The sequence below is a fragment of the Burkholderia sp. Nafp2/4-1b genome (assembly GCF_003635165.1).
Lineage (GTDB): Bacteria > Pseudomonadota > Gammaproteobacteria > Burkholderiales > Burkholderiaceae > Burkholderia.
This window is the reverse complement of the sequence record NZ_ML058619.1, coordinates 88,966-103,396: the sequence shown is the minus strand read 5'-3', so window position 1 is coordinate 103,396 and position 14,431 is coordinate 88,966. Positions and strand designations below refer to the sequence as shown.

Annotated in this window: 18 protein-coding genes and 1 pseudogene; 12 read left to right on the top strand and 7 right to left on the bottom strand. The window is 69.2% G+C overall.

Annotated features, from left to right (window positions below; all coding sequences use genetic code 11):
- Positions 1 to 86 precede the first annotated feature (86 nt).
- The 3 genes from C7H84_RS27150 (at position 87) to C7H84_RS27140 (ending at position 2,348) form a co-directional block, all read left to right on the top strand.
- Positions 87 to 827, top strand: coding sequence for an FRG domain-containing protein (locus C7H84_RS27150; RefSeq protein ID WP_121861667.1), 741 nt, complete (start codon positions 87 to 89; stop codon positions 825 to 827).
- Between the two features lie 425 nt (positions 828 to 1,252).
- Complete coding sequence (locus C7H84_RS27145; protein ID WP_121861666.1) at positions 1,253 to 1,735, top strand: BON domain-containing protein; 483 nt, start codon at positions 1,253 to 1,255, stop codon at positions 1,733 to 1,735.
- 130 nt (positions 1,736 to 1,865) lie between these two features.
- Positions 1,866 to 2,348 (top strand): DUF1641 domain-containing protein, encoded by a 483-nt coding sequence (locus tag C7H84_RS27140; RefSeq protein ID WP_121861665.1) that lies wholly within the window; start codon positions 1,866 to 1,868, stop codon positions 2,346 to 2,348.
- Here the strand turns inward: C7H84_RS27140 and C7H84_RS27135 are convergent.
- Positions 2,323 to 2,799: an NUDIX hydrolase gene (locus tag C7H84_RS27135; RefSeq protein WP_121861664.1), complete on the bottom strand. Its 477-nt coding sequence runs from the start codon at positions 2,797 to 2,799 to the stop codon at positions 2,323 to 2,325. The two genes, C7H84_RS27140 and C7H84_RS27135, sit on opposite strands and share 26 nt — an antisense overlap.
- A 227-nt stretch (positions 2,800 to 3,026) precedes the next feature.
- Complete coding sequence (locus C7H84_RS27130; RefSeq protein WP_121861663.1) at positions 3,027 to 3,938, bottom strand: manganese catalase family protein; 912 nt, start codon at positions 3,936 to 3,938, stop codon at positions 3,027 to 3,029.
- A 450-nt stretch (positions 3,939 to 4,388) separates the two neighbouring features.
- On the opposite strand from C7H84_RS27130, the gene C7H84_RS27125 reads away from it, so the two are divergent.
- The 4 genes and pseudogenes from C7H84_RS27125 (at position 4,389) to C7H84_RS27115 (ending at position 9,303) form a co-directional block, all read left to right on the top strand.
- Positions 4,389 to 5,792 (top strand): HlyD family secretion protein, encoded by a 1,404-nt coding sequence (locus C7H84_RS27125; protein WP_121861662.1) that lies wholly within the window; start codon positions 4,389 to 4,391, stop codon positions 5,790 to 5,792.
- Positions 5,793 to 5,882: 90 nt separating this feature from the next.
- A complete protein-coding gene (locus C7H84_RS27120; RefSeq protein WP_121861661.1) occupies positions 5,883 to 7,475 on the top strand; it encodes a DHA2 family efflux MFS transporter permease subunit in 1,593 nt (530 codons plus the stop codon).
- A gap of 2 nt (positions 7,476 to 7,477) precedes the next feature.
- Positions 7,478 to 7,978: pseudogene (locus C7H84_RS37595) on the top strand (RND transporter); the annotation flags it as partial.
- Complete coding sequence (locus tag C7H84_RS27115) at positions 7,861 to 9,303, top strand: efflux transporter outer membrane subunit (protein ID WP_240462109.1); 1,443 nt, start codon at positions 7,861 to 7,863, stop codon at positions 9,301 to 9,303. The pseudogene C7H84_RS37595 and the gene C7H84_RS27115, both read left to right, overlap by 118 nt.
- 21 nt (positions 9,304 to 9,324) lie before the next feature.
- On the opposite strand, the gene C7H84_RS27110 is transcribed toward C7H84_RS27115, so the two are convergent.
- The 3 genes from C7H84_RS27110 to C7H84_RS27100 all read right to left on the bottom strand — a co-directional run bounded on the left by C7H84_RS27110 (position 9,325) and on the right by C7H84_RS27100 (position 10,816).
- Entirely contained in the window at positions 9,325 to 9,879 is a 555-nt protein-coding gene (locus tag C7H84_RS27110; protein ID WP_240462108.1) for a GNAT family N-acetyltransferase, read from the bottom strand.
- Positions 9,880 to 10,265: 386 nt separating this feature from the next.
- Complete coding sequence (locus tag C7H84_RS27105) at positions 10,266 to 10,487, bottom strand: hypothetical protein (RefSeq protein ID WP_121861659.1); 222 nt, start codon at positions 10,485 to 10,487, stop codon at positions 10,266 to 10,268.
- A gap of 65 nt (positions 10,488 to 10,552) precedes the next feature.
- Positions 10,553 to 10,816 carry an HPr family phosphocarrier protein gene (locus C7H84_RS27100; RefSeq protein ID WP_121861658.1) on the bottom strand — a complete coding sequence of 88 codons (264 nt, stop codon included), beginning with the start codon at positions 10,814 to 10,816 and terminating at the stop codon, positions 10,553 to 10,555.
- Positions 10,817 to 10,830: 14 nt separating this feature from the next.
- Here C7H84_RS27100 and C7H84_RS36565 point away from each other — a divergent pair, with 14 nt between their 5' ends.
- From C7H84_RS36565 to C7H84_RS27090, 3 genes are all read left to right on the top strand, one after another.
- Positions 10,831 to 10,989, top strand: coding sequence for a hypothetical protein (locus tag C7H84_RS36565; protein WP_162999374.1), 159 nt, complete (start codon positions 10,831 to 10,833; stop codon positions 10,987 to 10,989).
- A gap of 179 nt (positions 10,990 to 11,168) precedes the next feature.
- Positions 11,169 to 11,513 (top strand): zinc ribbon domain-containing protein YjdM, encoded by a 345-nt coding sequence (locus C7H84_RS27095; RefSeq protein ID WP_121861657.1) that lies wholly within the window; start codon positions 11,169 to 11,171, stop codon positions 11,511 to 11,513.
- Positions 11,514 to 11,562: 49 nt separating this feature from the next.
- Positions 11,563 to 12,399: a spermidine synthase gene (locus tag C7H84_RS27090; RefSeq protein ID WP_121861656.1), complete on the top strand. Its 837-nt coding sequence runs from the start codon at positions 11,563 to 11,565 to the stop codon at positions 12,397 to 12,399.
- A gap of 36 nt (positions 12,400 to 12,435) precedes the next feature.
- Here C7H84_RS27090 and C7H84_RS27085 read toward each other — a convergent pair whose 3' ends face one another.
- Positions 12,436 to 12,621 carry a ribbon-helix-helix protein, CopG family gene (locus tag C7H84_RS27085; RefSeq protein WP_121861655.1) on the bottom strand — a complete coding sequence of 62 codons (186 nt, stop codon included), beginning with the start codon at positions 12,619 to 12,621 and terminating at the stop codon, positions 12,436 to 12,438.
- Between the two features lie 97 nt (positions 12,622 to 12,718).
- Entirely contained in the window at positions 12,719 to 13,477 is a 759-nt protein-coding gene (locus tag C7H84_RS27080; protein ID WP_121861654.1) for a YoaK family protein, read from the bottom strand.
- 351 nt (positions 13,478 to 13,828) lie between these two features.
- On the opposite strand from C7H84_RS27080, the gene C7H84_RS27075 reads away from it, so the two are divergent.
- Complete coding sequence (locus C7H84_RS27075) at positions 13,829 to 14,179, top strand: hypothetical protein (protein WP_121861653.1); 351 nt, start codon at positions 13,829 to 13,831, stop codon at positions 14,177 to 14,179.
- Entirely contained in the window at positions 14,176 to 14,388 is a 213-nt protein-coding gene (locus C7H84_RS27070) for a twin transmembrane helix small protein (RefSeq protein WP_121861652.1), read from the top strand. The genes C7H84_RS27075 and C7H84_RS27070 overlap by 4 nt, the downstream gene beginning before the upstream one ends.
- Positions 14,389 to 14,431: the final 43 nt, after the last annotated feature.

The window sequence follows — 14,431 nt, the reverse complement described above, 5'->3', positions numbered from 1 at the left end:
GATCGCCGCCGCGTGCCGATGCGGTATCGCAGCTTGCTGCTCGGTGTCGTTCTGGATGGGTGTCGTGTCGGGAAGGAGGAGGAACAATGAAACGTGAACGCGGCGTGACGGCCGAGTCGATCGACAGCGTCGCCGATTACATGCGCGCGATCGGCGCGGGGCAGCGCGCGGCCGCGTTGCGGCTGTTTCGCGGGCAATGCAACGTCGGCTGGCCGCTCGTGCCGAGCATCGCGCGGCAATGCGCATCGCCCGACGTGGAAGCGCGGATGCTCGACGAGTTCACGCGGCGCGCGCTGCCGCATCTCGACCCGGCGCCGAACCTCGATCCGTGCGACTGGCTCGCGCTCGCGCAGCAGCACGGGATGCACACGCGGCTGCTCGACTGGTCCGGCAATGCGCTGGCTGCGCTGTGGTTCGCGGTCAGGAACGCGAACGGCACCGGCGACGACGGCGTGGTGTGGTGCCTGTCGCACGACGCCGACGACATCGCGACCGCGGCCGAGCGGCGCGCGCCGCTGGAGGTGACGCGCACCAAGGTGTTTCGTCCGCGTCACGTGATGCCGCGGATCACCGCGCAGGACGGCTGGTTCACGATCCATCGCTACGACACCGGCGCGCGGCGTTTCACGCCGCTCGACGAGGACCCCGACCTGGCCGGGCGACTCACGCGCATCGTCGTGCCCGGCGCGCGCTTTGGCGCGATTCGCCGCGAACTGGCCGGCGTTGGCGTGAGCGTCGGCACGATCTTCCCCGACCTCGACGGCATTGCGCAACTAACGGTCAGCCGCTTTTTTCCCGACGACGAGGATACGCACGCGCCGCAGTGAGCGCGGCGGCATGGCCGGCCGGGCTGGCAGGGGCGTGGGCGGCCGGCGGATCACGGGCCGGTTGCCGGTGGCTGCGCGGGCCGACGGGCCGATCCGGCGGAACATGGCTCGCGACCGATGCGCGTGCCGTCCGCCGTCGTTCAGCCTTGAGCGCACGCTGGCCGAACCCCGAGCGATTCATTCGCGACCGGCCGCGCCCATGACGCACGTGGTGCCCCCTTTCATCCGCGCCGTGCGCCGCGCGCGAATCGCGGATTTTTCAAGCGCTTGTCATTTCGGTCGCGCCGTTGCGGACGAGGCAGTCAGCCCGCCGTCCGCAGCGCCGCGCCGCGTGCCGCGGCCGCCGGATCGCGCGGACGGGGAACGGCACATGCTGTCCATCATGACGAAGCCCGGCGGTTCCGGGTATCGACTACGGTGCTGACATGACTTCCAGAACTCGTTCGAACAACCCGCTGTTGAATCTGGCGGTGGCCATCGCGTGCGGCGCGGCGGCGATGTATTTCCTCGATCCGGCGTCGGGCAAGCGGCGCCGCGCGTATGTGCGCGACAAGGCCGTCGCCGGCCAGCATGGCGTGGTGGACTACGCGACCACGCAGGCCAAGCGTGCGGCCGACCACGCGCGCGGCAAGATCGCGGGGCTGCGTGCCGACTGGCTCGCCGGCGACGCGGACGACGAGCAGGTCACCGAACGCGTCCGGTCCGCGCTGGGCCACCTGGTCGCTCGTCCGCGCGACGTCGAAGTGAGCGTCGAGCATGGGCACGTGCGCTTGAGCGGGCAGGTCGACGAAGCGGAACGGCATGCCGTCGTCGATGGCGTGGCCGCGTTGCACGGCGTACAGACCGTCGAGGACGCGATGGGCGCCCGCAGCGAATACAAGGCGCCGCCCGGCGGCGCGATGCACTGACGAGGCGCGACGGACGCGGCCGCGCGGCGGTGCGGCCGCGCGCGGCTGCGCCACGCGACGGCGCGGCCAAATGGTCGCGGCCCGACTACGTTGCGCCGCCCGACGCGGCGCCCCATCCGGAGAAAAGCTGATGGCCGAACGCCTGCCCCATGATGTGACGCCTCCCCAGACGGAGCCCGATGCGCACGACGCGCTCGAACGCCTGCTCGGCAGCCTGCACCGGCACGGCTTCCTGCGCTTCGCGAACGATGTGGTGAGCGCGAACGCCCGCATCGCGGAGGTGCTGGTCGGTGCGCTCGACAAACCCGGCACGCAAACCGGCGTGCAGAACCTCGCGATGCTCGTGATGGCGCTGTCGAGCATCCCGCCCGAGCAGTTCGGCAAGACGATGTTCGCGGCCGCCGACGCGTTGCGTCACGTCGGCGCGTGGCAGCCGTCCGAGCACGAGCACGCCGCGCCCGGCGTGCGCGGCGTGTACCGGTTGCTGCACGACGAAGCGCTGTGGGATGCGCTGACGCCGCTGCTCGAAGGGTTGAAGGTGTTTGCCCAGGGCCTTGCACGTGAACCGGAGAAGCGGATCACGACGCTCAGCGGGAAGCCGACGGACGCGTGACGCTATCGGCCGCGGGCGTGTCCTGCGCGCGGATCAGGCTCGCGATCGTCTGCACGATGCGCTGCGTCGGCGCGCTCGCCGGCCAGCGCGGTACCGCGTCGAGATGGACCCAGCGGCACAGCGCGATCTCGCGGCCCGGGCACGCCTGCCGGCCGGGCGGCAGCATCGCGACGAACACGTGATGACGCTTCACGCTGCCGTCCACGTAGAAGAAATACGCGAGCTCGAGATCGACGAGCCCGGTTTCCTCCTGCAGTTCGCGATGCGCGGCGTCGAGCGCCGACTCGCCGCGCCGGATCACGCCGCCGGGCAGCGTCCAGCGCGCCGACGGGCGGCGTGCAACCAGCAGCACGCGATTGTTCCGATGGCAGACGATCGTCGCGCGTTCCTTGGCCAGCGGCGCCAGCGGTACTGCGCGCACGGGGAAGTCGGACGGGTCGGGGAGTGTCATGCCCGGTGAGCGGCGGAGAAGAGGGAGGTCCATGACGACATGCAGCAACCGGTGTGCCCGCGCGGGCCGTAGCCGGCCGGCCGCCCGGACACCGCGCCGCGCAGCCATGCGCGCTGCCGCATCGGCAGCTTTGTCGGGCTGCGCCGGCACCGGTGCCGGCCCTTCGGCGAGCCGCGGCGCACCCGGCGCATTCGGTGCGCGCCGCGCGGCGGCCGGTGCGGTGGCGCTCAGGGCTTCGCGGGCGGCGCGGTGCCCGGCGCGCGGGCGGTACTGTCGCGCGGCGCGCCTGCGCCCAGCTCGGCACCCGTGACCGGATCGCATTGCGGATCGGACGCGAGGCGCCGCGTCATCGCTTCGAGCGCCTGCGATTGCTGCGGCTCGACCGCGCCCTTCGCGGCGCCGTCGCCGCCGTCGACCGCCGGCTCGCCGCGCCGCAGCGACAGCGAATCGCCGCGATTCCACGGGCCGGGCATCGGTTCGCCTTCCTGCATCCGGAAATACACGCGATCGTACGGCTCGAGCGGCGGCAGCTTGCCCGGCGGGAAGTTCGCGGTGATCGCGTACAGCGCCTTCTCGAACGACATCTGGTGCGATACCTCGCGCGTCATCAGGAAGCCCAGCGCGTCGCGCACGCCCGGATCGTCGGACACGTTGATCAACCGCTCGTAGATGATTTTCGCGCGCGCTTCGGCGGCGATGTTCGAGCGCAGGTCGGCCGTCGGTTCGCCGATCGTGTCGATATACGCGGCCGACCACGGCACGCCGCCCGAATTCGTGAGCGGCGCACCGGCGCCGTACAGCACCTGCGTGACGTGGCTGTCGTTGCCCGCGCCGTGCAGCTTGCGGTACAGCTCGGCCTGTTCGTCGACCGCTTCGGCCAGTTCGCCCTTCGCGCCGCGGTTCAGCATCGCGGCCATCGAGCCGATCACTTCGAGGTGGCTCAGTTCCTCGGTCGCGATGTCGAGCAGCATGTCCTTGCGGCCGGGATCCTCTTCGGTGATCGCCTGCGTGAAATAGCGCATCGCGGCGGCGAGCTCGCCCTGCGGGCCGCCGAACTGCTCGAGCAGCAGGTTCGCGAGGCCGGGGTTCGGCGCGGCGACGCGTACCGTGTACTGAAGCCGTGTGTTGTGGTTGAACATGAAACCTCCGTTGAAGAAGTGGACGCCAACTGCGACGGCGGGTGAGCACGGGGCGCGCCCATAGTGATGGCGCCGGGGCGATACGGCTGCGCCACGCGGATCGCGCGACGCGCGGCGGGTCGTCGGCCGCGTGCATGGGCCGACGCAGCGCGGCCGCGCATCGGTCATGCCGCAGCCGACGCGTTCGCCCGCGATTTTTCAACGCGTTGTCATTTCTGCCGCGGATCGCGGGCATCCTTGCGAATCGGTGTCGAGTGAAGTCGAGCGTGTCGTCGGGCACGTGTCCATGTCGTGATGGGCGGAGCGCATCCACAACGCATCGCGCGTGCCGCCGCCATCGGCAGGCGCTTCATGCTACGACGCGCCCGCCGGGTGCGCCGTTTGCTTGCTCGAGCGGCTGAGGCCGGCGCGTGCAATCGCGCACGCGGCCCCTGCCTGGAGCGATCCTTGATGCCCGATGCGACCCTGTTCCCGTTGTCCCAGCGTGAGCGCCTGCACGTCGTGCTCCGACGCGCGCTCACGCCCGGGCAACGCGACACGCGGGCACGCCCGGCAGGCTTCGTCAGCTTCGCGCCGTACGCGGAACCTGCATGGCCTGCCGTCGGAGCGGCGAGCGGCTTTGCTCAGCCCGCGATCCGTGCGCGCGCCGGCGACGGCGGCGCCGAGCGCGGCACCGGCGGCAGCACCGGACCACGCGGCCATGACGACCGCGATACCGACGCGCCGGGCGGCGGCGGAGGCGACGGCCACCCGCGCGACGATCGCGGCGGCCGCACCGGCGGCGATGGCGACGGCGACAACGGCGAAGGCGGGCGCAAGCGGCCAGGCAAGAAACCGCTGATCATCCTCGGCGCGGTGCTGTTCGTGCTGGTGATCGCCGGGCTCGTGTGGTGGCTCATGACGCGCAACCAGGAAAGCACCGACGACGCGTATACCGACGGCAACGCGGTGGCCGTCGCGCCGCACGTGTCCGGTTACGTGACACGGCTCGCGGTCGACGACAACACGTTCGTGCACCGCGGCGACGTGCTGGTCGAGATCGATCCGCGCGACTACCGCGCGCAGGTCGACGCGGCGCGCGCGCAACTCGGCCTCGCGCAGGCGCAGCTCGATGCGTCGCGCGTGCAGCTCGACATCGCGCGCGTGCAGTATCCGGCGCAGTACCGGCAGGCGCGCGCGCAGATCGAATCGGCGGAAGCCGCGTACCGGCAGGCGCTCGCCGCGCAGGCGCGGCAGCGCGCGGTCGATGCGCGCGCGACGTCGCAGCAGGCGATCGACGCGGCCGATGCGCAGCGCGCGAGCGCCGATGCGAACGTCGCGATGGCCCAGGCGCAGGCGCGCACCGCGAGCCTCGTGCCGCAGCAGATCCGCCAGGCCGAAACGGCCGTCGAGGAGCGCCGCCAGCAGGTGCTGCAGGCGCAGGCGCAGCTCGATACCGCCGATCTCAACCTGTCGTACTGCGAATTGCTCGCCCCATCCGACGGTTGGGTCACGCGACGCAACGTGCAGCTCGGCTCCTACCTGCAGGCGGGCGCCTCGATCTTCTCGGTCGTCACGCCGCGCGTGTGGATCACCGCGAACTTCAAGGAGTCGCAACTCGAACGGATGCGGATCGGCGATCGCGTCGACGTGTCGGTCGATGCGTATCCCGATCTCGACCTGCACGGCCATGTCGACAGCATCCAGCTCGGCAGCGGCGCGCGCTTCTCCGCGTTTCCGACCGAGAACGCGACCGGCAACTTCGTGAAGATCGTGCAGCGCGTGCCCGTGAAGATCATGCTCGACGGCCCGCTGCCGAACCATCCGCCGCTCGGTCTCGGTTTGTCGGCCGTACCGACCGTGCATCTGAAATAAACCACCGGCCGCCGCGCGGCGGCCCGCTTTCACCGGAGCGATCCAGATGCCCGACATCCGCATGCCCGCTACGTCGCGCAAGGGCCGCCGATGAACCGGCCGCCCGCGCAGTCGCGCTCGTCCGGCGGCACGTGGCGGCCGGCGGCGAACCCGTGGGTCGTCGCGATCGTCGTCACGCTCGCCGCGTTCATGGAGGTGCTCGACACGACGATCGTCAACGTCGCGCTGCCGCATATCGCGGGCACGATGTCCGCGAGCTACGACGAGGCGACCTGGACGCTCACGTCGTACCTCGTCGCGAACGGCATCGTGCTGCCGATCTCCGGCTTCTTCGGGCGCCTGCTCGGCCGCAAGCGTTACTTCGTGCTGTGCATCGCCGCGTTCACCGTGTGTTCGTTCCTGTGCGGCGTCGCGACCAATCTCGGCGAGCTGATCGTGTTCCGCGTGCTGCAAGGGCTGTTCGGCGGCGGGCTGCAGCCTAACCAGCAGTCGATCATCCTCGACACCTTTCCGCCCGAGCAGCGCAACCGCGCGTTCTCGATCTCGGCGATCGCGATCGTCGTCGCGCCGGTGCTCGGGCCGACGCTCGGCGGCTGGATCACCGACCATTTCTCGTGGCGCTGGGTGTTCCTGCTCAACGTGCCGATCGGCGCGCTCACGGTGCTCGCGGTGCTGCAACTGGTCGAGGACCCGCCGTGGCGCCGCGGCGCGGAGCGCGGGATTTCGGTCGACTACATCGGCATCGGGTTGATCGCGATCGGGCTTGGTTGCCTGCAGGTGATGCTCGATCGCGGCGAGGACGAGGACTGGTTCGGCTCGAACTTCATCCGCGTCTTCGCCGTGCTGTCGGCGCTCGGGCTGGTCGGCGCGGTGATGTGGCTGCTGCGCGTGAAGAAACCGGTGGTCGACCTGTCGTGCCTGCGCGATCGCAACTTCGCGCTCGGCTGCGTGACGATCGCGACCTTCGCGGCCGTGCTGTACGGCAGTGCGGTGATCGTGCCGCAGCTCGCGCAGCAGCATCTCGGCTACACGGCGACGCTCGCCGGTCTCGTGCTGTCGCCGGGCGCGCTGCTGATCACGATGGAGATTCCGCTCGTGAGCCGGATGATGCCGCACGTGCAGACGCGCTATCTGGTCGGGCTCGGCTTCGTGCTGCTGTCGCTTGCGCTCATCTATTCGCGCACGCTGGTGCCGGACATCGACTACAAGCACCTCGTGATGATCCGCTGCGCGCAGTCGCTCGCGATCGGCTTCATGTTCGTGCCGATCACGACGCTCGCGTATCTGACGGTGCCGCAGCGGCTCAACGACGATGCGTCGGCGCTGTTCACGATGTTCCGCAACGTCGCGGGCTCGATCGGTATCTCGGTGTCGACCGCGCTGATCCGCGAGCGGACGCAGGCGCGGATGGCACACCTGTCCACGCACATGTCGCCGCTGTCGCAGAACTTCCAGGACGCGCTGCACGAGAATGCGCGCACGATCGGCGCGCTGTCGGGCGTGCCGCCGCCGGCAGCGCTGCAGACGGCCACCGGCCGGCTGTACGAGACGTTCATTTCGCAGGCGACGATCCTCGCGTATATCGACGTGTTCGCGATCCTCGCGGTGTTCTGCGCGTTCAGCATTCCGCTGACGTTCCTGTTCTCGCCGGCCAAGGCCGCACGCGGCGCGGGAGGGCATTGACGATGGCGACGAAAGGTCGACGGCACGGATTGCGCGGGCATGGGAGGCGCGCGCGCGGTATCGCTGCGATGCTCGGGGCGTGCGCGGTGCTCGCGTTGTCCGCCGGCTGTACCGTCGGGCCGGATTTCAAGCCGCCGCAGGCTGACGTGCCGGCGAACTGGCATGACATGCGGGCTGCAGGCGCAGCGTCGCCGGCATTGGCTGCATCGACTGCCTCGGCTGCGTCGGCTGTACCGACTGCCCCGGCTGTCCCGACTGCACCGAATGCACCGACTGCGTCGGCTGCACCGGATACCTCGACTGCGTCGGCGCCTGCAGCCCGCGCGCAATCGTCGCCATCGTCACCGTCGTCGCCAGTGACGAGCGCCGATCCCGACCCGCGCTGGTGGCGCGCATTCGGCGATCCGCTGCTCGACCGGCTCGTCGAGCGCGCCGCGCACGACAACCTCGACGTGCAGGCCGCCGTGCTGCGCATCGCGCAGGCGCGTGCGCAAGTGCGCGCGGCCGCCGCGCAGGGCTTGCCGAACGTGCGTGCGAGCGCAAGCTACCAGCGCGAGCAGCTCGGCCTGAAAGGCATCATCGAGGATCAGGGTCTCGACCAGCGCGTCGACCGGCTCGGCGCGCCGGGCTCGCCGCTCGATCGCTTCGGACCGGGCACGGGCGCGAGCGTGCAACAGGGCGCGCGCGGCGCGATCGACGCGCTCGAAGCGCCGGTCAACCTGTGGCAGGCGGCTTCGACGCGTCGTGGGAGCTCGACTTGTTCGGGCGCGTGCGCCGCTCGGTCGAAGCGGCCGGTGCGCAGGCGAGCGCCGCGATCGCGAGCCGCGACGATGCGCTGCTGTCGCTCGAAGCCGAAGTCGCGCAGACCTATCTGCAACTGCGCGGCGCCGAAGCGCAACGCGCGCTGGCCGACGACCTGCAACGCGCGCAGCGCGAACTGCTCGATCTCACGCGCGAACAGGCCGCGCACGGCCTTGCAAGCGACCTCGACGTGCGCAGCGCCGACGCGCGGCTCGCGCAGATCCGCGCGCAGCTACCGCAATTCGACCAGCAGATCGTGCTGCTGCGCAACGGCCTCGCGTATCTGGTCGGCGGTGCGCCGGGCGCGCTCGACGACTGGCTCGACGCGCCGCACGCGTTGCCGGGCGTGCCACCCACCGTGCCGGTCGGGCTGCCGTCGACGCTTGCACGCCGGCGGCCCGACATTCGTCGCGCGGAAGCCGAGCTGCATGCGGCGACCGCCGACGTCGGCGTCGCGGTCGCGCAGTTCTATCCGGACATCTCGCTGACCGGGCAGGTGGGGTTGCGTGCGTCGCACGTGCGTGAGCTCGCGCACTGGTCGCATCTGTTCTATGCATTCGGGCCGGCCGTGTCGCTGCCGATCTTTTCGGGCGGGCAACTGGTGTCGAACCTGCAGTTGTCGCAGGTGCGCCAGGCCGAAGCGGCGCTCGCGTACCGGCAGGCCGTGCTGGTCGCGCTGCGCGACGTCGACAATGCGCTGGCCGTGTATCGCACCGACCAGGCGCGCGCCGCCGCGCTCGACGACGCGGTGAAGGCCGAGCAGGGCGCGCTGGATCTCGCGCGCGATCGTTACCGGAAGGGGCTGTCGCCGTTCCTCGACGTGCTGGATGCGCAACGGCAATGGTCGGAGGGGCGGCAGCAGGCGGTACAGGGCGCGTTGCAGACGACGACCGATCTCGTCGCGCTGTACAAGGCGCTCGGCGGCGGATGGCAGGCCGGCGCGATGCCGGTTGCGGATGAGGGTGCGGTTAGCGCGAGGTCGTCGCCGCCATCGCCGTCACAGGCCGATGCGGCCCGAGTGCAATAACGTTGCCTCCGCAGCGCCCACCTACCGGCACGCGCGCGAGAACAGCAGCGAATCAGCGTCGTTGAAGCGAATCCGCTCCGGATCGGCATACCCGGCCTTCTCCGCGACGCGGATCGACGCGACGTTGGTCGGCGCGATCAGGCACACGCTGCGTTCGAAGCGTTGCTGCGCATCGAGCCAGTCGAGCGCATGCGCGAGCGCCTCGGTCGCGTAGCCGTTGCCGTGCGCCCAGCTCGCGAGCGCCCAGCCGGCTTCCGGTATGCCGCGAATCGACGGTTCGACCGCGCGATGGAAATCGGCGAAGCCGAGATCGCCGACGTAGCGGCCCGATGCCTTCTCGCGAATCGCCCAGTAGCCGTAGCCGAGCAGCGGCCACAGCCCGCGATACGCGAGCAGCCGCATCCACGAATCGCGCGGTGCGGACGGCTTGCCATTCAGGATGTGCGCGACGACGATCGGCTCGGACCACATCGTGGCAAGCGCGTCGAAGTCGCCGAGCGGATGGCCTTCGAGAATCAGGCGGGGTGTTTCGACGACGGGCGGGGACGTGACGGACGGCAGGGCGCTGAAGGTCATCGGGCGTTCCATGAGGAAGGAGGGCGAAGGCGGCGCCGCGCGCCGCGCTTGAGGCCTCGTACGATACCGCGGAAAGCGCTGCGCGGTCGCAAACTCCCCGCCTGCGTTGGGGAATGCAGACGGATGCAGGAAGATTGCCCCGATGAGCGTCGCCGATGCCCATCGACGCCGCCGCTGCCGGCACGGGGTAACGATCGTCTGACGATAGCGTCGCCAGAGCGTGGTGCTGATCGTTCACCGACCGCGCAACGACGCAAAGACCGCGGCAATCGCCGCGCGGCGCGTTGCGAACGTCACGCGCAGGCCGTCCGCTTCATCGCACACGTCGACATGCCGGCGCGCCCGCTTCGCGCGAAGCGGCACCGCGCCGGCGCCGGCCAGCTTTCCTACTTCCGGCTCTTCAGAAAACTGCGGCCGTGCGCGGTGATCGCCGCGCCGGAGCGGCCATGCGCGGCATGGCTGACGAAGCCCGCGCCGACGAGCTCCTGTTCGACCGACCAGCCGAGCGCCGGCGCATCGCGGCCGTAGCGCACGTCGGCGAGACGCTCGAGCGCCCAAAGCGCGGACGCCGACAGGTTGGGGGTGTTGGACATGACGTTGTCGTTCATCGCTTCCTCCGTGATTGATGATTCAGGGTGAACGGCACGAGGCCGTGGGATCGGGTGACGCGATGTCAGGCCGACTGCAACAGAGGCAGCAGCGCCTGGAGCGCCGCTTCCTCGTCGGGACCGGTGGCGAGCAACTGCGCGGACGTGCCGCCCTGCATCTGCAGTGCGGCGATCGCTGCCGCGTCCTTCGCGCTGCCGCTCTGCCCGTTGGCGAGCACCAGGATGTCGCTTTCGAAGCCGCGCGCGGCGGCGGCGATCGCGGCGCGGGACGCGCATGCGCGGTTGCGGTTCCACGCGGGGCCGATTTCAACGTAGACGACGGTGGCCACGATGCGGATCAGCCTTGGCAAACGTCGCCGGAACGGCGCGGGAAGGCCGCGGGGCGGGCGCCGCACGCGGCTTCCCGACGGGACGCCGGGCGTCGCGCCCCTCGCGCCTGCGCATCATTCATCTCGAACATGTCGACATCCTCGGCGAAACCGCCATCAAGTCCAGCGAATGATCGAAAGTTGACGATTATAATACGACGGCTCGAATATGTGTATTGTATTATAATGCGGTGTGTGTGAAGCCCGGCCCGTCGCGATTGCGACGGGGCTGGGCGACGCGCAGTCCGGGCCACGCGCTGCCGTGGCCCGCATTTTTTCGATTGACCCGAACGCCTACCGAATGGAAGCTGCAATGAACGCCGCCCCCGCCTGCCCGCAATGCGCGATGGAAAACACTTACCCGGACGGCACACTGACCGTGTGCGCGGACTGCGGCCATGAATGGTCGGCCGGCGCTGGCGCCGAAGCGGCCGACGAACCGGCGGGCGACGTCGTCAAGGACGCGAACGGCAACGTGCTGTCGGACGGCGACGCGGTCGTGCTGATCAAGGACTTGCGCGTGAAGGGTTCGTCGATCACGCTGAAGATGGGCACCAAGGTGAAGAGCATCCGCCTCGTCGGCGGCGATCACGAAGTGGATTGCAAGACCGACCTCGGCGGCTTCATGCTGAAGGCCTGCTACCTGAAGAAGGTCTGACCGCACGGTTCGACCGACCGACTCTCCGATTCCCCCGGGCCTGCCGAGCATGAGCGAGGATCGAACGTCCTATGACGCATTCCTGCAGTTTCTGTCGATGCCGTTGAACGACGGCCGCCCGTTCGTGCTCGAGACCCGCCACGCGGTGTCGCTGCACTTCGACCACCTCGGCACGCAGAGCTTCATGTCGCTGAAGGATCCGGTCCGGCTCGAACTCGGTTATACGCGCGTGATGATGGGTTTCCTGCTGCTGCAGCCGGCGCCCGCGCGCATCAGCATGATCGGGCTCGGCGGCGGCTCGCTCGCGAAATACTGCTATCGGCACCTGCCCGACACGGCGATCGACGCGGTCGAGATCAATCCGGACGTGATCGCGCTGCGCGACGTGTTCCGCATTCCGCCGGACGACGCGCGCTTCATGGTGGTGTGCGCGGATGGTGCGGACTATGTCGACCGGCCCGATGTCCGCACGGACGTGATCCTGCACGACGCGTTCGTCGCCGACGGCATGCCGGGCCGCTGCACCGGCATCGCGTTTCTCGACGCATGCCGCGCGCGGCTGAGCGAAACGGGCGTGCTCGCGATCAACTTCATGGACGACGATCCGGCGCTGCCGCTGCATCTCGAGCGGTTGCGCGCGGTGTTCGACGATTCGTATGCGCTGGTGCCGTGCGGCGACGACAACAACTTCATCGCGTTCGCATGGAAGAACGGCAATCCGCTGCCGTCGCTGCGGATTCTGCTCGAACGTGCGCTGGGCTTCGGCCGGGCTGGCGACCTCAAGCTGGCGTCGACCGCCCGGCGCCTGAAGGAAGGCGAGTGCATCGCGCCCGCGCGGCTCGTGTGGCGCGCGCGCGAACATGCGCGATGGGAAATCTGCGCGTGACGCCGCCGCGGGTGCGACCGCGGCTGGCGCCGCCGCTTACTTCATTCGCTTGCCGAGCGCGCTCTGGGTCTTGTACGTGACGCCGTGCTTGTCGAGATACTCGCGGATCAACTGACGCACGACTTGCGACGGCGTGAGGTCCTGCTCCGCGCAGAGCATTTCGAACGCCTCTTTCTTGGCGGGATCGATCAGGACGGTCAGGCGGGCGGTTTTCGTTTCCATCGTCAGGCAGCGCAGGGTGGTGATATGTTAATCAAATTATAATGCATCGGCCTTTGGCGCCATCGTCGAATACGCCATTCGCGGTGCGTGCGCCGGCTCAGCGGCGGCGCTCGAGCCACGTGAGCAGGTCGTCGATGACCGGCATGGCCGCGAGCATCACGAGCAGGCAGGCGAGCGGCACCGTCGACACGTAGCCGACATGCTTGAAACCGACCGCGCCGGCCAGCCCGCCGACGAAGAACGACGCGAGCATCGTCGCGTGAATGCGCAATTTGATGCGGTTCGCGATGACCGCGTGCGCATCCACGTCGACGGCCGACCGGTTCCAGTAGAACAGCTTGCCGAGTTCGATGCCGAGGTCGGTCACGATACCGGTCACGTGCGTCGTGCGGATTTCCGCGCCCGACAGCTTGGTGATCGTCGCGTTCTGCAGCCCCATGATGAAGCACAGCAGCGTGACCGTGACCGGCACGAAGAACGCTTCCCACAGCGCGAGATGGCTGCCGAGCAGCCCGAACAGGAGCAGCAGCACGGCCTCGAGCAGCAGCGGCAGCACGAACTGGCTCTGCAGGCCGCGGCGGCGCCCCCAGTTGACGAGGACCGCCGAGCAGGCGGCGCCCACCAGGAACGACCCGAGCGAACTGATGCCGGCCAGCGCGAGCGGGATGTCGCCGAGCGCCGTGTGGTCGGCGATCGCCGATACGATGCCGCTCATGTGCGACGTGTATTGCTGGACCGCGAGAAAGCCGCCCGCGTTGGCCGCGCCGGCGACGAAGGCCAGCGAGAAACCGAGTTGACGGTTCGCGGTCGTGCTGCGGTGTTTTCCCGTGAGGGTTCGAAAGTACTGCGCTGGCATGGCGGTTTCACATGGGCGTTACAACGACTTGGCTCGATCGCCCGGCGCGCGGGCGTGGACGGGACGGGCGGGCAGCGGGCACGCGTGCGACACGTGCCGTGCGGGCCACCCGCCGAGCACACCAGGTGGCTCCGTCATCCATGAAACATGATAACCAGATTATCATACTCTGTTAGTCGTATTCGTCCTTAAGTACAATGTCGCCCGAAGCCGCCGGCTCCGGGCCGAACCTCGGCTTGCGCGGGCGGCGCCGTCATTCGCGCGACCGGTGGTCCGGCCGCTTCCGGCTCCACGCGGCCCGCGGGCGCCGTCACTTCGCCTTTACTTCGCCGCCACTTCGGTATTCGCATCATGACCCCGATCAAGTTCGTCCTCCGTTATACGGCGATTCCGTTCGCTGCCATCGTGGCCGTCGTCGTGTGGGCGCTCGTGCCGTCGTCGAAAGAGATCGATGCGCGGCAATATGCCGCGCTGTCGCGCGGATACGCGAGCTTTCCGCTACCGTTCAGACGGGAGATCTCGGAAGCGATGGACCACGGGCGCATCAGCGACGGGCGTTACCAGACGCTGGTGCGCGATTCGCTCGGCAATGGCGTGGCACTGGACTGGCCGGCATCGGGTGTCGCCGACGTCGCGGCCGAGCGGCAAGGACTGGTCGAACTACTGAAGGCCGATGCGGGCCTGGAGGAGCATCAACGATGAAGATTGCGCTGGTTTCGGTGGCGTTCGCGCTGATTATCGGCAGCCTGATTTTCGCGCTGTATTTCATGAATCACGACCGCGGCAGGAGCAAGCGGATGGCGTGGTCGCTTGCGGCGCGGGTAGGACTGTCGATCACGCTGTTCCTGTCGCTGTTGATCGCATACAAGCTCGGGTGGATCGAACCGACCGGGCTGCCGATCGGGAGGTGATGCGCGAGCCGTTCGCGTTCCCGTTCGGGCAATGATCGCTCGC